Source organism: Paenibacillus glycanilyticus (assembly GCF_051200795.1).
GTDB classification, from domain to species: domain Bacteria; phylum Bacillota; class Bacilli; order Paenibacillales; family Paenibacillaceae; genus Pristimantibacillus; species Pristimantibacillus glycanilyticus.
In genome coordinates this window covers 5,847,214-5,866,949 of record NZ_CP195155.1, presented here as the reverse complement: position 1 = coordinate 5,866,949, position 19,736 = coordinate 5,847,214, and the positions used below count along the sequence as shown (strand labels likewise).

Genomic DNA, 19,736 nt, shown 5'->3' with positions numbered 1-19,736 from the left:
TTTATATCCCGGGAGGCTACTCAATAACATGAACGCTTTTAACGGATTAGGTATGGGACTTGGCAATTTGGCGAGAGTTTCGAATGCGGTATCGAGATCGATTTCTCCGGAAAATTTTACGGGCGAGAAGGGCAAGGGAGCTATGGCGTCCGAAGGTACGGGAGCTCAAGCGGCACGTGACCTAGGCGTTGGCTGGAAGGTATCCCCTTCGGTCAGCATCGCGGGCCATCAGGAGTTTACGATGGGGGTTATCGACGGGCCGGGCGTCATCCAGAATATTTGGCTGACCTGCTCGCATCAGGTTGTAAGATCGCTTATTTTCAAAATTTATTGGGATGAGGAAGAGGAGCCTTCCGTGTATGTGCCGGTCGGGGACTTCTTCTGCAACGGCTGGGGCGAACGCGCGCTTGTCAATTCGCTGCCGATCTCGGTAAATCCGGCGGGCGGCTTCAACAGCTATTGGGAAATGCCTTTCCGCAAAAAGGCGCGGATCGTCATGCAGAACCTGTCGCATGAATCGACGATTCTATATTATCAGATCAACTACACGCTGACGGACGTTCCGGACGATATGGCGTATTTCCATGCCCAGTGGCGCTGCAGCAATCCGGTTCCGTACAAGGACGTTCATACGATTGTTGACGGCATTAAAGGTAAAGGGCATTACGTCGGCACCTATCTCGCCTGGCAGGTGAACAGCAACAACTGGTGGGGTGAGGGAGAGGTCAAGTTCTACATGGACGGCGACAAGGATTATCCGACGATCTGCAGCACGGGGACGGAGGATTACTTCGGCGGTGCCTGGAACTGGGACATGAACGGGCAGTATGTGACGTATTCCACGCCATTCCTCGGGATGCATCAGGCGATAAAGGCCGACGGCTTGTACAAGGCGAATCAGCGCTTTGGCATGTACAGGTTCCACGTAATGGATCCGATCCGCTTCGAGGATAATCTGAAAGTGACGATTCAGGCGCTGGGTTGGCGTTCGCATGGGCGTTACCTGCCGCTTCAGGACGATATCGCATCGGTCGCTTACTGGTATCAGATGGAGCCGCATGCGGCTCATCCGCCAATGCCGGGAATAGACGATCTCGAAATTATTTAGGCCGTAAAATAATAGGCTGGCCTCGGGTCATTGGACTCCGAGGCCAGCCTTCTCTTTATCTGCAAAAAACGAATCAATAACCGCTGCCGATGCCTTGATAATAATAGCCAAGCGCGCGCAGCCGCTTAGCGTCCATCATATTGCGCCCGTCAAAGAGGTTGGGCTGCTTAAGGAGCTTCTTCGCCTTTTTCCAATCGAGCTGTGCGAATTCCGGCCATTCCGTGCACAGAATAATCGCATCCGCGCCTTTTAAGGCATCTTCCGCCGAGGTGCAAACCTTCACTGCCTGGTACGCTGCGTTACCCGGTAAAGACGCAATGGGATCATACAACTGCACGCCCGCTTGCTCGAGCAGCAATTGGTCGATGATCCGTAAAGCCGGCGCTTCGCGAATATCGTCCGTATCCGGCTTGAACGCCAGCCCCAGTACCGCAACGGTTTTGCCCGCGAAGCCGCCGAGGCGCGCCCGCGCCTTGTCGAGCAAATAAGCGTACTGCGTGCGGTTGACCTCTATGACTCCCTCCAGGATCCGTAGGTTTACCTGATGTTTATTTGAAGTCGTAACCAGCTCCGATACATCCTTGGGAAAACAGGAGCCTCCGTACCCAAGTCCCGCTTGCAGGAAGCTTGGCCCGATCCGGGGATCAAGGCCCATTCCTTCGGCAATCTCCTTTACGTTGACCTCCAGCTCGTCGCAAAGTCTAGCAAGCTCGTTCATATACGATATTTTAGTTGCGAGAAACGAATTGGATGCATATTTGATAAGCTCCGCGGTTCTTGGCGTCGTTACAATCCAAGGGCAGGTAAAAGACCAATACAGCTTTTTAAGCTGCTCCGTTGCCCGCTGGCTGTCGGTACCGATCACGATTCGGTCGGGATGCAAAGCATCTTCGACGGCCTTGCCTTCCCTCAGGAATTCGGGGTTGGAAGCGACGTCGAAGGGATAGGCCGTTTGCTGCGCAGCTTCTATCCACTTCTTGATCTGCTCTTGCGTTCCGACGGGCACGGTGCTTTTGGTGACGACAAGTTTATAGCCTTTCATCAAACGTCCGATATCCTCGGCGGCTTTCCCAACGTAGCGGAGGTCGGCGCTTCCATCCGGAAGCGATGGCGTCCCGACGCAAAGGAAAATAACGTCGTGCTCTTTAATGGCGGCGGCTTTGTCCGTCGTAAACCGCAACCGACCGCTTTGCACATGCTTGGCAATCAGGTCTTCAAGGCCGGGCTCGTGAAAATGCAGTTGTCCTTTCTTCAGCCGTTCGATTTTGCCCGCATCGATATCAAGTCCGGTTACCTGCCAGCCGATCTCGGCAAATACCATTGCGGTCGTGGCTCCTACATAGCCCGTACCGATAATCAGAATTTTCAAGGCTCCTCCACCTCTTTATCCATCAGTCCCCCGGCGACAATGGAATGTTCGCCGATAATCACATTTTTAATAGGGAATGGGAGATCTTTTATATGCACCCCATTCAAAATAATGCTGTTCTCGATTTGGCAATTTTCCAGCCTGGATCCCGCTCCCACCGAAACGTATGGGCCAATCCGGCAATCCTTCAGCACGCAGTCCTTATCGATCGATACCGGCTCTACGATGGTGCAGCGCTCCATCTGGACGGAGTCGTGAACCCGTTTCTGCAAGGCTTCGGCCTCCAGCAGCTTTCGATTGGCCAGCAGCCATCGCTCCTTCGTGCCCACGTCGATATTCAGTTGGTCGGTCACACGGTAAGCGACTTCGTAATGCTGCTCGATCAACCACTGAATCGCATCCGTGATTTCGTACTCGCCGCGCTTAGAGGGCTTGATATTGTTCACGGCGCCAAAGATCTCCTTCGTAAACGCGTAGCCTCCTATAACCGCTAAATTCGACTTCGGCTTTACCGGTTTCTCTTCCAGGCCTATGATTCGGGAATCCCGGATCTCCGCGATGCCGTAATCCTGCGGATCCGCAACTTCCGCGAGCAATAAGGACGCTTGTACACCGCCATGCTCGACATCGTACTTCAGATCGGTTAACGGAGCGGAAATCAAATTGTCTCCCAGAAGAAGCAGGAACGGCTCGCCCGATAAATAATATTCCGCATTTTTTAGCGCGTTCGCGATTCCTTTGGGCTCATGCTGATAAATGTACGTAATCGCAATGCCAAACGCCTCTCCCTCGCCGAATTGCGCGCGAATGTCGGCTTCTTGGGATGGGTGGATGACGATGCCGATACGATCTATACCAAGCTCCATTAACTTCATGATTGATAATTGCAACAGGGGCGTATTTGTAACGGGTATAAGCGTTTTTGGCCGTTTTTTGGTAAACGGATATAAACGGCTTCCTTTCCCCGCACAGAGAATCAATCCCTTCAACAGCTTCTCACCTCTTTCTATCAACTTCTACTATTCTATTAAAAAGGCTAACATTTGGTATGGGCGTATACTGTACACGGTATAAAGTAGGTGGCTGGTAATGGTGCAAACGCCGTGCCCTGCACAGAAGTCCATTCATATCCTACAAAGAATGCCTATGGGAAGATTGGACCTAAGGAGTTGAGAGACATTTGAGAATTGCTCAAATATCGACGAATACGATTCCTGTGCCTCCGAAGGATTACGGGGGTACGCAGCGCGACGTGCATTATTTAACGGAAGAGTTGGTCAACCGGGGACATGAGGTGTTTCTGTTTGCTAAGAAAGGATCAACCTCGAATGCGACCCAAACGTTCGAATACGAGTCGGATGATCCGAAAAAGCAGCTGGACTTTATTATTAAAAACCTCCCGCCTGACGTGGATATCATACACGATCACTACGGCATCGTTGCGAAAGCAAATCCGCCTATTCCGACTATAAGCAACTCCCATTCCAAAGGAATAAAGGGCGATGTACAGCTTCGGGTATACGTCAGCAAATTCATTCTCCGCAAATACGGGAAACGAAAGGGTTATGCCGTCCATAACGGCATCCGTATGGAGGATTACACCTACACGAAAGACAAGCAAAACTACCTGCTCTTCATGGGTAGATTAATCAAGGAAAAAGGCGTCCATCTCGCCATTAAGGTTGCCAAAAAAACAGGCATGCGGCTCATCATTGCCGGCACGCTGAACGACAAAGCTTATTTCAATGCAAAAATTAAACCCCATCTGGGCAGCAAAATCAGTTATATCGGCCCCGTTGGCGGAGACCGCAAACGCGAACTGCTCGCCAACGCAAGCTGCGTCCTGTTCACGTCGACTTGGGATGAACCCTTCGGACTGGTCCTCATCGAATCGCTGGCCAGCGGTACGCCCGTGCTAGGCTTCAATAAAGGCGGCGTTGCCGAGGTGCTTAAAGGAATGCCTCAGCTCCTATGCAAAACAACATCCGAAATGGCGATGAAGGTTAAATACCGCAAGACAAGGCTGCCCAAGGCCAGCGAATGCAGACGTTATGCCAGGACCCGCTATTCCGATCAAATCATGACGGATCGCTTCTTAAGTTTGTATGAGAAAATCATCAATAAAAAATTGTATAAAATCAAAAAAAATACATTATGGAACCGGCGTAAAGCCAAGCTGCTGGCTGCGCCGAATGGAGATGATAAGTAAGATGATCACCGTAATCGCGTGTACGATGAGATCCCAATTCATCGATAATGTATTCGATAATTACGATCGGCAGGTTTGGAAGGACAAACAGATGATTATCGTCTTGAATAACGACAAGATGGATATCGAGCTTTATCAGGAGAGGGCCAACCAATACCCGGAGAACGAAGTTAGAGTGATTCAGCTCCCCCAGGAATATAAGCTTGGCAAATGCTTGAACTATGCCATTAATATGGCTCAGGACGGCATGATCGCCAAGTTTGACGATGACGATTATTACGGGCCTAAATTTTTGCGGGAAGCCGCGCGTGCGATCAAGAGCGGCAAGGCGTCTATTGTAGGCAAGCATACCTCCTATATTTATTTTGAGGCCTATCGTTCTCTAATGGTTTTCCGCAGGGGGGGTGAGAGGAAATACTCGCGCAGCATCAAGGGCGGCACGCTGGTGTTTAAGAAGTCGGTCTGGAAGCGCGTCCCGTTTCCCGAGTTCAAGAAGGTCGGCTCGGATTCCGGTTGGGTGGGGCGGTGCATACGCAGAGGCTTCCGCGTGTATTCCTTGTCGAAGCGGCATTACGTCTGTATAAGGAGAAGGGATTATAAAAGCCACACGCAAAAGAAAAGCACGCGTCTGTACATGTCGCACTGCAGACTTGTTCGCAGGACGAAGCATTTCAGGCGTTACGTAAACTAGAGGCAGCAGACGCGGGGGCCGGGGGATTATCGGCTTGGCGGAAGAGCATTGATTAGGACAGCACGAAAAAGCAGGCGGGAACCCGTCTGCTTTTTCGTGCTCAAACCATCTTTCTTGCCCCTTTATAAACTGTTACCATCCTATGAATTCGGTTTCATACTTTTCAAATAGCCTTCGCAGCCCTTCCGGGCTGCGATCCGGGGCGGCGTGGATGGCTTCGATCAACTCGCTGATCCGGACCGTCATGATTAGAAGGTAACGCGCGGACTCGGCCTTTGGATTCCAGTACGTATGGGCGGCTCCCCGGGGCACCATAACGGCGTCGCCTGCGTTCGCCTCCACCGTCTGGTCGTCAATCCGGAAGGCAAGAGTTCCTTCCAGTACGTACCATGCCTCATCATCCTCGCGATGAATGTGCAGCGGAGCGATTTTCATAGGCTCCGCCCCTTCAGTGCAGCCCTCTGCCGTCCACTCGGCCATAACCAGATTGCCTCCCGTTGTTGACAGTAAATGTCCCGCTAATGGGAAAGCGGTTACTTTTTTCATATTGTCTGCCCCTTTCTAAGGTCGCGCGGCGACACGCCCCGCAGCTGGCGGAAGAGCTTCGAGAAGCTGTTGATGCTGCTGCAGCCGATCTCGGCGGCGATGTCCGTGACGCTCATGGCGGTGTTTTTCAGCAAATATTCGGCTCTGTTAATGCGGTTAAGATTCATGTATTGCACAAAGGTCTGGCCCGTAACCTTCTTGAACATGCGGCAGAAATGGTACGGGCTCATATGGACAAAAGAGGCCGCCTGTTCGACGGTTACGCGCTCGGCCACGTCGGATTCCAGGCGGGTAAGCAGCTCCTTGAACCGGTTGGTTCTCTCGCGGAACGCGTTCATCTCGGTGTCGCTGCGCTGCATGACGGTAAATTCCCGGCTCAGCCAGGTGAAGAGCAGTTGGCAGTAAGAGCGGACGGCCAGCTCATAGCCGCGGGGCTTCCGTTCGAATTCTTCGGCTAGCTGCAGCGTTGTCTGCTTTAACAGCGGGTACCGCGAATCCGTCTGTTCAATGCGGCTTGCAATCATGGACATGCCGTTCGTGTAAGGAGCGACCAGATCAACAATATGAGGTTCTTTCAGGCCTAGTATAGACGGATTAAACACAAGCGCGTATATCGTAAAAGGCTCGTTCGGATTAAGCGAGGATGCCGAATGGAGCTCGCCGCTGTTGACGAACAGCATGTCGCCCGGCTTGGTAGGGAACGGCTGTCCGCCAATCGTGTAGAGAACCTCGCCGCTTTCGACGTAGATGAGTTCAAAATGCTCATGCCAGTGAAGAGGCAAGGAGCACCCGATCCTAAAGGTCGGATGGAACACATTAATCGGCAGAGCCGGATCGGTCATCAGGGTATCTTCCCATAAATCACTTCGCATAGGTGCTGCCTCCAGCCATCAGATTAGCAAGATCGGGATAATAAACAACAAGAAGCATTAAGACATTAATCGTCGAACGTTCTATATTGGTTAATGTTATCACACATAGATACCCCAGTGGATATCGGATTGTTGGAGCAAAATGGATTAAATAAAACTGGGAGGTACGGGCAGCGATGGCTCAGATAAAGAAAGACGGATCCATCTCTTTATACGCGCTCGCATGGCCTATCGCTATCGAGTTGATTTTACAGTTTCTGATGGGAACCGTTGATTCCTTAATGGTCAGCCGCTTGGGAGATAATGCGGTGTCGGCGGTAGGCGTATCCAATCAGGTGATGCGTTCCCTGCTTACGATCTTTGTGCTTATTAACGGCGGGGCAGGGATCGTAATCGCGCGCAGATGGGGAGCGGGCGATCCCCATACGGCGAGACGCGCCGCGGCGATGGCGATTAAAGTCGGGCTGATTGGCGGAGTTCTGGTTAGTCTGCTGTTTGCTTTTGGCTCGGGTACTATCGTGCGTCTAATGGGGACGCCTGCCGAGGTGGTGCCGCAAGCAACCACTTATATGGCTTTTATCGGGGGCTGCTCTATATTGACGCAGCTTAATATGATGTTGACCGTGATGATCCGGAACACCGGCAATACGCGCGGGCCGATGATGATTGCAATCGGAATGAACGTGGTTCACGTGCTGCTGAACTATGTGTTTATTTTTGGGGAGTTCGGATTCCCGCAGATGGGGATAGAAGGGATAGGGATCTCGACAATCATCAGCCGGCTGCTTGCGTGTGCGGTGGGCGTATGGCTCCTGCTTCGCTCGTTCCCAAGCCCGTTTGAGCGGAACGACTGGCGCGGGTTTGACCGTCCGCTGCTCAAGGAGATGGTTGGCATTGGCCTGCCGAATCTGGGAAATGCGGCATCCTGGGGATATTCGCAGATTGTCACGCTGGCGATCGTCTCGTCGATGGGGGCGGCGCAGCTGGCGGCATTTTCCTACTTCAACATTATCCAGCAGCTGCCCTGGTTGATCGGCAATTCCATCGGCATGGCCGTCCAGATTCAATGCGGTCAGCTGTACGGCGGGAAGAGGTACGACGAAGTCTACCGGGCTCCGTACCGCGCTGCCATGATCGGCATGGTGCCAACCTTTGCGCTGGCCGTGCTGCTGTATGCTTTTGGACATGCAACGATCAGCTGGTTTACGTCGGACCAAGAGATAACCGGCATCCTGCTGCCCTTGTTCTTCTGGTGCATGATCTGGCAGCCGATGCGGACATGGACGTATTCCTTCATCCAGTCCTTAACGGCGATTGGCGAAGCCAAGTTTGTGGCCATGAGCAGCATGCTTGGCATGTGGATCTTCGCAACAGGCGGGGCTTATGTGTTTGGCGTAGTGTTCCATATGGGCATTATGGGGGCATTGGTTGGTCTGCTCCTGGATGAACTGTTTCGCGCCATCCTAGTTGGCACGCGCTGGATCCGCCGCCGCAAGCTGCCTCGGCAGCAGGGGGAGTCTGCCTCCGCGGTGCAGACGGTTGGAATAAACTAGATTACGGAAGCCACTCTTGCGGGAGTGGCTTTTTCTTTTGCCGACCGGCAAATCATGCTGATAGTGCACCAACCCTAAAATCCAGCAACCATAACCTGAAATCTAGCGGATATATTACAGGACAGGTTCTTTCATATAATGGTTAATGAGAGGTTAGAGCTAAAAACATAAGAGGAGAATAGTCGATAAAGGCAGCCATGTATGGAGCGAATCCGGTTTCACTAAGGAGGAATACACTGTGGAATTGCGCCAGCTTGAATATTTTATTCAAGTTTGCAAATCTGGGAGCTTCACAAAAGCCAAAGAAGAACTAGGTGTGACCCAGCCTACGCTAAGTCAGCAAATTCGGGTTTTGGAAGGTGAGTACAATATTCAATTGTTCGATCGGGTAAGCAGGGGAGTTGAAGTAACGGAAGCCGGAAAAATCCTTTTGAATAAGGGCAATGCCATAATGAATCTTCTTGAAGAAGCGCGAAATGAAATAGAGGGGCGAAACAATAGTTCCGGAGAAACGATTTCCATTGGATGTTGTCCTGCGGAGATGGAGTATCTAGCCCCTTTCTTCATGAAATTCCATCAAAAGTACCCGAATATTTTATTGAAAATTATGGATGCAGAGGATGCCGAGAAAAAAGTTTTGGAGCAACAGGTAGACTTTGGAATAACGGCCTATCCGGTTTCCGATGATTCGGTTATTTCGACTCATTTGTATAGACAAGAAATGGCGTTATTGGTTCACTCCGAGCATTCTTTGGCCAAGCAGTCTTCCATCCCGTTTCAATCTTTGAAGCAAATGAATTCGATCATGTTTCGGGAACAGAACAAATCGTTAATTGATAGGTATTGTTTCCCTTACGGGTTTGCATTGAAGTCGATTATAGAAACGTCCGCCACTTCGGTAATGATGCATTGGATTCGCCAGGGACTTGGAGCGGCGCTTATGCCAACGTCTTTGCTTGAAAATTTAAGGGACGATTCTTTGCGTATTGTCAAACTGGAAGGGCATATTCCTTATTGGGATATCTCTCTCTTATACCTTAACTCCGTTAATATGAAATCCACCACGCGCTTATTCATTCAGGAGATGGATTCCTATGTAAGAGAGGATGAGGTGAATCTATTGTGTTCAGGCAATTAGAATGTTTTATTCAAATTTGCAAAGAAGGCAGCTTTACGAAGGCCGCGGATGCTTTATTGATTTCGCAGCCCACTTTAAGCCAACAGATTCGTTTCTTAGAGTCGGAGGTTGGAGCGCCTTTGTTTGAGAGATTTGGCAGAGGGGTAAAGATAACGGCTGACGGACAAATCCTGTACAAAAAAGCTCTTTCCGTGATGAGGCTCATTGAGGAATCCAAAAAAGAAACGCAAGAATTGCGTTACGCCCGGGTAAACAAGCTTTCGATAGGCATTTCGCCGACGTACTTTTTTAGATTGGCATCCCGATTTCTGGAATTTCATGAAAAGCACCCCGACATTGCATTGAAATTTTCCAGTGCGGAGAATGCGACGCAGCAATTATTGAATGACCGTATCGATATTGGCGTTGCCGATCAATATAACCCAAACAAAGAAATTCAAATGACACACCTGTATAAAGAAGAACAAGCGCTGATCGTTTATGAAGATCATTCATGGGCGGATCGAACCAGCATGTCTTTTCAAGAGCTGGAAGATTTAGAATCTTCCTTGATTGTTGGGGATACGCGTTTGATCGACTACATTCACGCATCCAGTGCCAAGATTTCGAAAAAACTGCTATCCATGTTTGAATCAACCTCTACGGAAATCCTTCTTTCCATGGTACTGCAAAAGATGGGAGTAGCTATTTTACCTGTCTCTATAATGGAAAGCTTCCCTGGCATGCAATTGAAAATGATTCGTCTTGTTGGCCCAACGCCCGTTCGCGAAATCAAGCTTGTGTATAAAAAGTATCATTACAATAATCCTTCCGTACAGAAATGCATTGATTTTTTACTGCAATAATCAAATAAAGCGAATGACTAATCATATATAATCAAAGCGAGCCAAGGAAGAAAGATTTCCTTGTTGTGCTCGCTTATTCGACGTTGGAACAGAGGAAATCTGCAAAATAGTAACTCTATATAGGAATGTAATCTCTTTTATTTGCCAGCAATAACCTTTATACTAGCTGTAAAATAGAGGCTACTGACCAGCATAATTCTACTAATTTTTGGTAGTATATTACAATAACGGTTTATTTAGTTATTTGCTGTGCAGACAAAGGAGAGTAGTTAATGGGTAAGATGTTTAAATCAGCAACGCTGTTAATAGCTCTGATGATGTGTTGGACGTTAGCGGCTTGTTCCGTTAACACTGGCATTTCGAGCAATGGCATTGCTGAAGATCCCGCGAATTCGAACGCCAATTCTATGGAGGCAAATGCTTCTGATAAGAAGACTTCTCCGGATGAGCCTGCCTGGAAGCTGGACACGACGCCAATTACGTTTGATTGGTATATCAATTTCGATTGGTTCACCAGCAAGTGGGGAGGTAACGCCGTCTCCGATTATATAACGAAAAAGACGGGCGTCAGCTTGAACTTTATCGTGCCTGCCGGCGACGCCGGCGAGAAGCTTAATACGATGATGTCGGCAAGATCGCTCCCTGATTTCATTACGCTAGGCTGGTACGAGGATGCCGTTCAGAAGATGATCAATGGCGGTATGGTGCTTCCTTTGAACGAGCTGGCGGATGAATACGATCCTTATTTTTTTAAGGTTGCGGATCCCGCAAAGCTTAGCTGGTACACACAGTCTAACGGCAAGGTGTACGGTTACCCGAATGCTTCCTCATCCCCTGCCGATTATGAAAAATACGGTCAGCTTTTTACCTCTAATCAGACCTTTGTTGTCAGGAAAGACTTGTATGAAGCACTCGGGAAGCCGGATATGAGCACGCCGGAAGGGTTTCTCGGAGCGCTAAGGGCTGCGAAGGAGAAGTTTCCCGAGGTGGACGGCCAGCCGCTCATTCCAATCGGTCTGCATGAGTTTACGGAAACCGGCAACTATTCGCTGGACGAGTATCTACAGAATTTCCTGGCGATCCCGAAGCAGAAAGACGGTAAGCTGTATGATCGCCGCAGCGATCCAACGTATCTGAAATGGTTGAAGGTGTTCCGTCAAGCGAATGAGGACGGGCTTATGCCGACGGATGTCTATATTGATGAAAAGCGGCTGGAAAAGGATGAGAAAATATCGCAAGGCCGCTATTTCGCCATGCTCTATCAATGGTCCGATTTTACGGAGATTAACCAAAAGTTATATCAGAAGGACCCCAATAAAGTATATATCGCGATTGATGGTCCTGCGAATGACGCACATGATGCTCCTACACTTGCGGGCAACGGCATCTCCGGATGGACGGTGACGCTCATCTCGAAGAACGTCAAGGATAAAAAGCGGGCAATTGCCTTCCTCAGCTATTTGCTCAGCGAAGAGGGAAACAAGGATCTGTACTTAGGAGAAAAAGGCGTTACTTACGATACGATAGACGGCAAGGATCAATTCTTGCCAGGAGTGATGGATCTGCTCAACACCGACCGCCAAGCGTTTGATAAAAAATATGGCGGTTCTTATATGTACTGGATGCTGATGGATACAAACATGAATCTAGCATGGATGACGGGGATGAATGCCGAGCCGGCCAAGCAAATTGCCGATTGGACGAGAGGCAAGACGATCAGCATGTCCGAGTTCGACAATCTGGATCCGGACCCGACGACGAAGGAAGGGATTGCGGAAGGCGAACAAACGCGGCTCTGGGCCGAGACGCTGCCGAAGCTGCTGATGGCGGGATCGGATGCCGAATTCGATCAACTGTACTCCGGATTCATGAACACCATTACCAAGGATCCCGAGTATGGGGCTATTATGGCTATCCGGCAAGCAGCCTATGAACGGAATGTACAGAAGCTGAAGTCGTCTCTCAAGCAATAGTTCTTTTAGAAGCAGCAGGATGTGAAACCGGAGATGGGATATTCTTTAATACGCTTGTTAATGGGGATACGCGCATTCACGTTAAAACTCTCGCTTCAAGTCAAACTGATTCTGTCGTTTGTGTTCGTCATCCTCATACCTGTTATTCTATTCTCCTGGTATACGCTAAATGAAGAGTCTGCCAAGGCGATGGAAGAATTGACGAAGAATAACGAGAATGTGCTCGCGGTCGAGAAGATAAACATTGAGAATAATATAGAGCTGATGGGATGGACCGGTCAGCTGGCATTGTCTAATCGGGAAATGAACAATTATCTGCAAATCGAACAAACGCAGAGTGCAGCGTATGTTCTTCATATTAAGAAAGACGTGGTCAACAACTTTCAATATTTTCTATTCAATAATCCAAGAATTGCGAATGTCCGTTTGTTCACGGACAACCTTTACGTGAACGAAATCTGGCCAGTCATTCTACAGGAATCACGTATTCGGGATAAGTCTTGGCATGATGATGTAATGAAGCAGAGCGGTTTGCCGTGGTGGGAAATACAGGAGAGCGTAGTCCTCACCGGCTTGCCTTCCGAACCATCCCCAAGTGAGCCCTTTATGACATACTTGCAGGAATTCAAGTATGCGGACAACAGAGCGCATAACGGGATTTTAGAGATATCCATGAAGCTGTCGGATTTCTTCACTCAAACGTTCAGCAGCGTGCAGGACGGTAACTCCCAGCTGATCGTAGCAGCGAGGAATGGACAGGTATACAGCCTGAAGACTTCACCCTTGTTCAAGCAGCATAGCGCGGAGCAATTAATGAACAGGGTGAAACTGACTAGTAACACAAATTACGAGACGGTTCAGTTCGAGGTAGGCGGGCAGTCCTACCTGGCCTTTCAGATCTACATTCCATCGGTCGACGTACACTTGGTCAATATGGTTAGTCTTGCGGACACAATGGAGGGCATTAATCATTCGAGGATTCGTTATCTTGTACTCATTTCGTTACTGGTGGCCTTTCTCGTTGTGCTGTCTTACTTCATGCAGGCGTTTATTTTGCGCAGGCTTAAGGTGTTAAGAGAATCGATGCAACAGGTAAGAAGCGGTAACTTCAACGTCGAGCTGCCGCCAATGACCGGCAGCGATGAGGTAGGGGAGCTCGGCTTTCATTACCGCGAGCTTATTCTGAAGATTAACGAGCTCATCCAAGATCAGGCAGCTAGACAGGCGGCGGGTAAAGAAGCTGAGCTTAAGGCGCTAAAAAATCAGATAGATTCCCACTTCCTTTACAATACGCTGGAAAATGTCAAGATGCTGGCGGAGATTGAAGGGCAGTACCTTATATCGGACATCATGACCTCGCTAGGCGGAATGATGAGGTATTCCATGGAATGGAAACAGGATCACGTCATGCTCAGTGACGAGATTAAGCAGGTTCAGCATTATATATCCGTCATGAATATCCGTTATGATGGACGACTTGATCTCCGTCTGTCGATTGCACAGGAATGCCTCACGCAGGAATCGCTCAAAATGTCACTCCAGCCCGTAGTCGAGAATGCAATCAAGCACGGGATGAGCCGCATGCATTCCAGTGACGGAAATCTTGTCGTTGCTATCTCTGCCGCAAAGCGTGGCCGCGCGTGCGTCATAGAGATCACGGACAGCGGCTGCGGCATACCGGAAGAGATGCTGGGTTTATTGAATCAAATGCTGCGAATGGAAGAGTCCGCTTACCAGGATACCCGGCAGCTGGTTGTTCGGAAGGATAACCAGGATAGCAACGGAATCGGTCTGCGTAATGTGGATCAACGCTTGGTGATGAGTTATGGGCCGGAATACGGGATTCAGATCGAAAGCCAGGAAGGAAGCTATACACGCATAATCATGACTTTACCGTATAGAGTCATGGGAGGAGGAGTGGACATCGATGATTAGGTTGCTGATCGTCGACGACGAGAAAATCATCCGGAGGGGCTTGCAATCGGTAATCGAGAGGCAGTTTCCTGATCGGTTCAACTACCGATTTGCCGAGAATGGACAAGAAGCGCTGGAGCTTTTAATCCAAGAGCCTGCGGATATTTTGATAACCGATATCCGAATGCCCATTATGGATGGAATCGAACTTCTAGAGCATCTGCAAGATCACCCGGTCAAACCCGAGGTTGTATTGCTGTCGGGGTATAATGATTTCGCATACGCGCAGAAAGGGATCCGCTATGCTGTGAAGGATTATCTCGTAAAGCCGGTGGTTCGGGAAGAATTGTTTGCCGCTTTGGAGCGATTGATACGGGAGATAAGGGCAAGAGAAGAGCAAGCAGACGGGACGGGCGAGAATGCCAGCCTTTTGGCTGCCGAGCTGGTTACCCTGCATTTGACCCAGATGGATGCGGACGATGCGTTGACACCAAACAAGCTTAAGCAGGCGGGCTTAGAGTGGCTGGATGCAGGATATACGCTGGGGTTGATTTTGCGGCGCAATGGAGGATTACAGGCTGGCAGTACGGATGCTGCTTCTTTCAGGAATCAAATTGCGGAGCTGTTACAGGGGCATGCGGATTGGCTGCTCACGCGTGACGGAAAAGGCGGAACGATGATGCTCGCGCGCGATCCGGTACTGTTCCGCCGGTTGGCAGAACAATGGAGGCGGCATGCATACGGGTCGCAGCTGAGAATCGCAACAAGCGATTCCGTTCAAGGGATCGGGCAGATAAGATGGGCATACAGCCAAGCAAAGCAAATTTTGAAGTACGGTATTCTGCTTTCAGAGCGCGATGTGCTGGACCATACGATTTTAAGCGAACGCAATGAGAAGCATGCCGTACCTGTTGAGTTGATTCAGCGAATATTGAATCTCCTTGGGATGGGGAGAGCCGATGAAATCAAACAGCTTCTTAATCAAATCCTCGACGTCAGCATTATTAGCAGCTGCGAGATTGGGTATCTGGAGCGGATTAGCCAGCTGTTCAACGAAGAGCTGTTTGACAAGCTGTACAGCATCTACGGATATAAGGTGCTCGATCAATTAAGGACGTTTGCCAACGTGGGCCACATCGGGAACTTCGACCGCTTCGGAGATTATTGCACAGCCGTCGGACAGCTTATCGATAGTCTTGATCGGTTCATCCAAAATCGGAGAGAGCAAGCGCCAACGGAACAAAATACGATGCAAAAGGTTCTTCATTACTTGCAGACGCATTATGCCGACGATTTGAACATGGCGGTCGTGTCCAACCATTTCTCCCTCAATTACTCGTATTTCAGTTATGCCTTCCAGGAATACAGCGGCGAGAGTTTCTCGAATTATGTTCGCCGGTTAAGGCTGGACAAGGCGAAGGAGCTTCTGGTGCATTCCGATTTGAAGGTATACGAAATCAGCGATCAGGTTGGCTTTGAGAACGTGAAGCATTTTACGAGAATATTCAAAGAAACCGAAGGCATCACGGCGCTGGAATTCCGTAGCCAGCGAAGGCTTTTTGAAACTCAAGCATAACTATACGAATGACCCACAAGAGGGTATTGTTCTCGACAACATCCTTCTTATGGGTCATTTTTATTTATTTGGCATTAAGGAAGTGAATCAAAGCCGTATTGAATTCCTCGGGATGGGTCGCGTTCAGACCATGCGGTCCGCCTTCAATGACGACGAGCTGACTGCCCGCAACCGCTTCGTGGGAAAGCTGACCGCTTACCTCAAGCGCCACGATCGCATCGGAATCGCCATGGATAACGAGCAACGGGATATCGAATTTAGCCAAATCGCCGCGGAAATCCGTCCGGCCGAAGGCATCCGTGCAATCCAGCGTTCCCTTAGGCGAAGCAAACGAAGCAATATCAACGTTGTAAGCACGGAAGGACTCGCTCACCAGATCGGTTCTATCCCCTGCTTTGAAGAAATTATGGGTGAAGCCGTCAAGGAAAGCGACACGGTCTTTCTTCAGGCCGTCTTGGAAGCTCTGAATGGCGGCTTCATCCAGACCGCCTTCCGGATGCTCGTCAGATTTATAAAAGAACGGCGGAACCGCTGCGGCGAGCACGGCTTTTTTGACGCGGCTTGTTCCGTAAGTGCCGACATAACGGGCAACCTCTCCGCCGCCCATCGAAAACCCGACCAGCGTTACATCCTTAAGGTCTAAATGCTCAATCAGCTTATGGAGATCGGCCGCAAACGTATCATAATCGTAGCCGTTCCACGGCTGGGAGGATTGTCCGAATCCGCGGCGGTCATAGGTAATCACGCGGTAACCCGCTTCGATAAGCGCTGGAACTTGATTTTCCCACGAGCGTCCGCTCAGTGGCCAGCCGTGGATCAAAACGACAGGTTTTCCTGCGCCAAGATCTTCAAAATACAATTCAATGGGTTGTCCGTTTTCTGTTCCGACTGTTAATTTAGCCATGCTTCAGCCTTCACTCCTCTAATATTCGTTTCTCTATTTTCCACTCCCGTTTAAGCCGGTTTCGCTTGGGAATAGATTTATCCCCCGTGGCCGCCAAACATCGCTTGCGCATAAACAAGACCTGCGCCATAAGCTCCGCTGTGTTCCTTAGCGACCGACAGAACGGCGTCATAGGTTTCTTGGCGCGCCCAATCGCGTTGGTATTCAAGCAGAACAGACAGCCAGGTTACCGGAATGGCTCCTGCTTGAATCATGCGTTGAACAGCCATGTCGTGCGCTTCCGTTGTTGTCCCGCCGGAAGCATCCGTTACAATGTATACTTCGTATCCGTCTTTGATGGCTGCAATTGTAGGGAAAGCCAGACAAACTTCCGTCCAAAGCGCCGCGATGATCAGCTTTTTACGGCCCGTTTTCTTCACCGCCGCTAAGAAGTTTTCGTCCTCCCAGGAGTTCATGGATGTTCGGTCAATCGGCTTATGATCCGGGAATACCTCTTGAATTTGCGGGTGAAGCGGGCCAGAAAAGGATTCCGCTGCTACGGTCGTAAGAATGATCGGTGCATTAAACACTTTAGCTGTCTTGGCCAATCCAACCGTATTGTTAATGATGGTCTGGCGGTCGGCGCTTTGAACGCCAAAGAGCATTTGAGGCTGATGGTCTACAAGAATGATTGCAGAATTGTCAGCTGTAAGTAAATCCGTCTTCCCGTTAAACATACTAAGATCCCTGCCTTTTCCGAATAGTATTACAACAGTCCCAATAAATTGGAAATCGCGCTGCATGTACTCAGTCTATTGAAATACAACCATGCGAACAATCTTCAGTTTTCTATATATTTCATAGATAAAAACTATATACATCAAAAGTTCTATAAAGTATTTGCATAAATAATTCCTATGATTGTTATAGAGAAAGCCTTATTGCTAGTAAAAATGTTGACTTTTAGACTTATAAATAGAACGCATCTAGTAAGAAGATGAAAAAGGAGGGAATGAATATGGGGGAAATGAGCTTGGGGTCTATGGTACTAGCTCTAGCTGCGGGTGTCGTAATCGGCGTTATTTTTCAATCGCTTAAAATCCCTTCGCCTGCACCGCCTTTTTTAGGGCTGCTTGGTCTCGCCGGCATGTTTTTGGGCCAGCGGCTGATACCTTGGATCCAGCATTTGATGAACAGCAAATAAAATGATGGAAAAGGAGCACGGAATCATGTCTAAGAAAACGATAGATTGTGAAGCTAGCTTAGTCATTCATAATGCCAATATTGTAACGATGGACGATTCAAATCCTACAGCAACGGCAGTTGCCGTGAAGGACGGCCAATTCGTGGCAGTGGGGGATGATGCCGAAATCATGAAATACGCCGGATCCTCCACGAAGGTTGTTAACGCAAACAAACGCATGTTAATACCGGGCTTGAACGACTCCCATATTCATCTCATTCGCGGCGGTCTGAACTATAATCTTGAACTTCGTTGGGATGGAGTTCCATCCGTAGCGGATGCGCTTCGCATGCTGAAAAAGCAGGTTGACCGTACGCCGGCTCCTCATTGGGTACGTGTCGTTGGGGGATGGACGGAGTTCCAATTTATTGAACGCCGGATGCCAACCCTGGATGAAATCAATCGAATTGCCCCGGATACCCCCGTGTTTATTCTCAATCTTTACCGTCAAGCTTTTCTGAATAAAGCCGCCTTGCGGGTAATCGGATATACAAAAGATACGCCAAATCCACCGGGCGGAGAAATCCAAAGGGATAGCAAGGGCAACCCTACGGGAATGCTCATCGCGAGGCCCAATGCCACTATTTTGTATGCTACGTTAGCCAAAGGGCCTAAGCTTTCCTACGAGGATCAATTGAATTCAACCCGACTCTTCATGAGGGAATTGAATCGATTCGGAGTAACGAGCGTGATTGACGCCGGCGGCGGTTTTCAGAACTATCCCGATGACTATCAGGTATTCGATGAGCTTGATAAACGCGAAGAGATCACGGTACGCACGGCCTATAATCTATTCACGCAGAATCCCAAGAATGAGTTGAGTGATTTCAAAGCTTGGACCGCTTCATCGCAGCCGTACACGGGCAGCTCTTACTATCGCCATAACGGAGCCGGCGAAATGCTCGTTTATAGCGCGGCAGACTTTGAAGATTTCGTAGAGCCTCGCCCGGAGCTGCCTGCCGTACTTGAAGATGAACTATTCGATGTCTCCCGGCATCTCGTTGAGCAACGCTGGCCGTTTCGTCTTCATGCCACGTACGGAGAGTCGATCTCCCGTTTTCTTGATGTATTCGAGCGCGTGAATAAAGAGGTGCCGTTCAAAGACTTGCGCTGGATTCTCGATCATGCCGAAACGATCAAAGAGAAGGATTTGGAGCGGGTAGTGGAATTAGGCGGCTCAATCGCGGTTCAAAGCCGAATGGCTTTTCAAGGCGAGTATTTCGTGGAAAGATACGGGGCTGAAGCGGCGGAAAATGCTCCTCCGATCACCAAGATGCTTAAGCACGGATTACGCGTTGGCGTTGGGACGGATGCGACCAGGGTGGCGAGTTACAATCCGTGGGTTGCCTTATACTGGCTGGTAACAGGCAAAACGTTGGGCGGGCTCAGCCTGTATCCTGAATCCAACCGCGTAGAAAGGCATGAAGCGCTCCGCATGTATACGTCGGGGAATGCTTGGTTCTCCAAAGAGGAGGACGTAAAAGGACAAATCAAAGAGGGTCATTATGCTGATTTTTCGATTCTTTCCGATAATTTCTTGCTTGTCTCCGAAGAAGCCATTAAAAAAATAGAATCGGTCTTTACGGTTGTAGGAGGCAAAATTGTCTACGGCACGAAGGAATTTGAGTCTTTGTCGCCTCCGGCTCCCAAAGCGAGTCCGGACTGGTCTCCGCATAATGTCTTTGGCGGTTATTACAAGGAACCGGAATACGGAGGCGGATCGGGCATTCATGCCCCTAAACAGGTCCATCTTCATCATAAATGCAATCATCATCACGGAAGCGGCTTCTGCGACCTCGATTGCTTTGTATTCTAA

Annotated in this window: 17 protein-coding genes; 11 read left to right on the top strand and 6 right to left on the bottom strand. The window is 49.5% G+C overall.

Annotated features, from left to right (window positions below; all coding sequences use genetic code 11):
* Nucleotides 1-28 precede the first annotated feature (28 nt).
* Nucleotides 29-1,108, top strand: a complete 1,080-nt coding sequence (locus ACR9FF_RS26420) for a glycoside hydrolase family 172 protein (RefSeq protein ID WP_435166530.1) — start codon at nt 29-31, stop codon at nt 1,106-1,108.
* Nucleotides 1,109-1,181: 73 nt separating this feature from the next.
* Here ACR9FF_RS26420 and ACR9FF_RS26415 read toward each other — a convergent pair whose 3' ends face one another.
* Together ACR9FF_RS26415 and ACR9FF_RS26410 are read right to left on the bottom strand one after the other, a co-directional pair.
* Nucleotides 1,182-2,477 carry a UDP-glucose dehydrogenase family protein gene (locus ACR9FF_RS26415; RefSeq protein WP_435166527.1) on the bottom strand — a complete coding sequence of 432 codons (1,296 nt, stop codon included), beginning with the start codon at nt 2,475-2,477 and terminating at the stop codon, nt 1,182-1,184.
* Nucleotides 2,474-3,457, bottom strand: a complete 984-nt coding sequence (locus ACR9FF_RS26410) for a sugar phosphate nucleotidyltransferase (RefSeq protein WP_435172224.1) — start codon at nt 3,455-3,457, stop codon at nt 2,474-2,476. The genes ACR9FF_RS26415 and ACR9FF_RS26410 overlap by 4 nt, the downstream gene beginning before the upstream one ends.
* Nucleotides 3,458-3,657: 200 nt before the next feature.
* Here ACR9FF_RS26410 and ACR9FF_RS26405 point away from each other — a divergent pair, with 200 nt between their 5' ends.
* Both ACR9FF_RS26405 and ACR9FF_RS26400 read left to right on the top strand, forming a co-directional pair.
* Complete coding sequence (locus ACR9FF_RS26405) at nt 3,658-4,686, top strand: glycosyltransferase family 4 protein (protein ID WP_435166524.1); 1,029 nt, start codon at nt 3,658-3,660, stop codon at nt 4,684-4,686.
* Nucleotide 4,687: 1 nt separating this feature from the next.
* A complete protein-coding gene (locus ACR9FF_RS26400; protein WP_435166521.1) occupies nt 4,688-5,377 on the top strand; it encodes a glycosyltransferase family 2 protein in 690 nt (229 codons plus the stop codon).
* A 132-nt stretch (nt 5,378-5,509) separates the two neighbouring features.
* Here the strand turns inward: ACR9FF_RS26400 and ACR9FF_RS26395 are convergent, their stop codons facing one another.
* Together ACR9FF_RS26395 and ACR9FF_RS26390 are read right to left on the bottom strand one after the other, a co-directional pair.
* Nucleotides 5,510-5,923, bottom strand: coding sequence for a cupin domain-containing protein (locus ACR9FF_RS26395; protein ID WP_127492778.1), 414 nt, complete (start codon nt 5,921-5,923; stop codon nt 5,510-5,512).
* A complete protein-coding gene (locus ACR9FF_RS26390; protein WP_435166518.1) occupies nt 5,920-6,795 on the bottom strand; it encodes an AraC family transcriptional regulator in 876 nt (291 codons plus the stop codon). Before ACR9FF_RS26390 ends, ACR9FF_RS26395 begins: the two co-directional genes overlap by 4 nt.
* Before the next feature lie 176 nt (nt 6,796-6,971).
* On the opposite strand from ACR9FF_RS26390, the gene ACR9FF_RS26385 reads away from it, so the two are divergent.
* From ACR9FF_RS26385 to ACR9FF_RS26360, 6 genes are all read left to right on the top strand, one after another.
* Nucleotides 6,972-8,348, top strand: a complete 1,377-nt coding sequence (locus tag ACR9FF_RS26385) for an MATE family efflux transporter (protein WP_435166515.1) — start codon at nt 6,972-6,974, stop codon at nt 8,346-8,348.
* A gap of 238 nt (nt 8,349-8,586) precedes the next feature.
* The gene (locus ACR9FF_RS26380) at nt 8,587-9,486 is read left to right on the top strand and encodes a LysR family transcriptional regulator (protein WP_435166512.1); all 900 of its coding nucleotides are present in this window, start codon (nt 8,587-8,589) and stop codon (nt 9,484-9,486) included.
* On the top strand, nt 9,471-10,331 hold the full coding sequence (locus ACR9FF_RS26375) for a LysR family transcriptional regulator (protein WP_435166509.1): 861 nt from the start codon (nt 9,471-9,473) through the stop codon (nt 10,329-10,331). The genes ACR9FF_RS26380 and ACR9FF_RS26375 overlap by 16 nt, the downstream gene beginning before the upstream one ends.
* A 272-nt stretch (nt 10,332-10,603) precedes the next feature.
* A complete protein-coding gene (locus ACR9FF_RS26370; RefSeq protein WP_435166506.1) occupies nt 10,604-12,304 on the top strand; it encodes an extracellular solute-binding protein in 1,701 nt (566 codons plus the stop codon).
* A gap of 33 nt (nt 12,305-12,337) precedes the next feature.
* Nucleotides 12,338-14,239, top strand: coding sequence for a sensor histidine kinase (locus tag ACR9FF_RS26365; RefSeq protein WP_435166503.1), 1,902 nt, complete (start codon nt 12,338-12,340; stop codon nt 14,237-14,239).
* On the top strand, nt 14,232-15,794 hold the full coding sequence (locus ACR9FF_RS26360) for a response regulator (protein WP_435166500.1): 1,563 nt from the start codon (nt 14,232-14,234) through the stop codon (nt 15,792-15,794). Before ACR9FF_RS26365 ends, ACR9FF_RS26360 begins: the two co-directional genes overlap by 8 nt.
* Nucleotides 15,795-15,858: 64 nt before the next feature.
* Here the strand turns inward: ACR9FF_RS26360 and ACR9FF_RS26355 are convergent, their stop codons facing one another.
* Nucleotides 15,859-16,698, bottom strand: coding sequence for an alpha/beta fold hydrolase (locus tag ACR9FF_RS26355; RefSeq protein ID WP_435166497.1), 840 nt, complete (start codon nt 16,696-16,698; stop codon nt 15,859-15,861).
* Between the two features lie 77 nt (nt 16,699-16,775).
* Nucleotides 16,776-17,414: a hydrolase gene (locus ACR9FF_RS26350; protein WP_127492796.1), complete on the bottom strand. Its 639-nt coding sequence runs from the start codon at nt 17,412-17,414 to the stop codon at nt 16,776-16,778.
* 281 nt (nt 17,415-17,695) lie between these two features.
* Here ACR9FF_RS26350 and ACR9FF_RS26345 point away from each other — a divergent pair, with 281 nt between their 5' ends.
* Entirely contained in the window at nt 17,696-17,881 is a 186-nt protein-coding gene (locus ACR9FF_RS26345; RefSeq protein ID WP_244935528.1) for a XapX domain-containing protein, read from the top strand.
* 25 nt (nt 17,882-17,906) lie between these two features.
* The gene (locus ACR9FF_RS26340) at nt 17,907-19,736 is read left to right on the top strand and encodes an amidohydrolase (RefSeq protein WP_435166493.1); all 1,830 of its coding nucleotides are present in this window, start codon (nt 17,907-17,909) and stop codon (nt 19,734-19,736) included.

What these genes read in the sequence shown, in the direction of transcription:
- ACR9FF_RS26350 (WP_127492796.1), bottom strand. Translation starts at nt 17,414, where the DNA reads ATGTTTAACGGGAAGACGGATTTACTTACAGCTGACAATTCTGCAATC.
- ACR9FF_RS26345 (WP_244935528.1), top strand. Translation starts at nt 17,696, where the DNA reads ATGGGGGAAATGAGCTTGGGGTCTATGGTACTAGCTCTAGCTGCGGGT.
- ACR9FF_RS26385 (WP_435166515.1), top strand. Translation starts at nt 6,972, where the DNA reads ATGGCTCAGATAAAGAAAGACGGATCCATCTCTTTATACGCGCTCGCA.
- ACR9FF_RS26340 (WP_435166493.1), top strand. Translation starts at nt 17,907, where the DNA reads ATGTCTAAGAAAACGATAGATTGTGAAGCTAGCTTAGTCATTCATAAT.
- ACR9FF_RS26395 (WP_127492778.1), bottom strand. Translation starts at nt 5,923, where the DNA reads ATGAAAAAAGTAACCGCTTTCCCATTAGCGGGACATTTACTGTCAACA.
- ACR9FF_RS26360 (WP_435166500.1), top strand. Translation starts at nt 14,232, where the DNA reads ATGATTAGGTTGCTGATCGTCGACGACGAGAAAATCATCCGGAGGGGC.
- ACR9FF_RS26355 (WP_435166497.1), bottom strand. Translation starts at nt 16,698, where the DNA reads ATGGCTAAATTAACAGTCGGAACAGAAAACGGACAACCCATTGAATTG.
- ACR9FF_RS26390 (WP_435166518.1), bottom strand. Translation starts at nt 6,795, where the DNA reads ATGCGAAGTGATTTATGGGAAGATACCCTGATGACCGATCCGGCTCTG.
- ACR9FF_RS26365 (WP_435166503.1), top strand. Translation starts at nt 12,338, where the DNA reads ATGGGATATTCTTTAATACGCTTGTTAATGGGGATACGCGCATTCACG.
- ACR9FF_RS26420 (WP_435166530.1), top strand. Translation starts at nt 29, where the DNA reads ATGAACGCTTTTAACGGATTAGGTATGGGACTTGGCAATTTGGCGAGA.
- ACR9FF_RS26370 (WP_435166506.1), top strand. Translation starts at nt 10,604, where the DNA reads ATGGGTAAGATGTTTAAATCAGCAACGCTGTTAATAGCTCTGATGATG.
- ACR9FF_RS26400 (WP_435166521.1), top strand. Translation starts at nt 4,688, where the DNA reads ATGATCACCGTAATCGCGTGTACGATGAGATCCCAATTCATCGATAAT.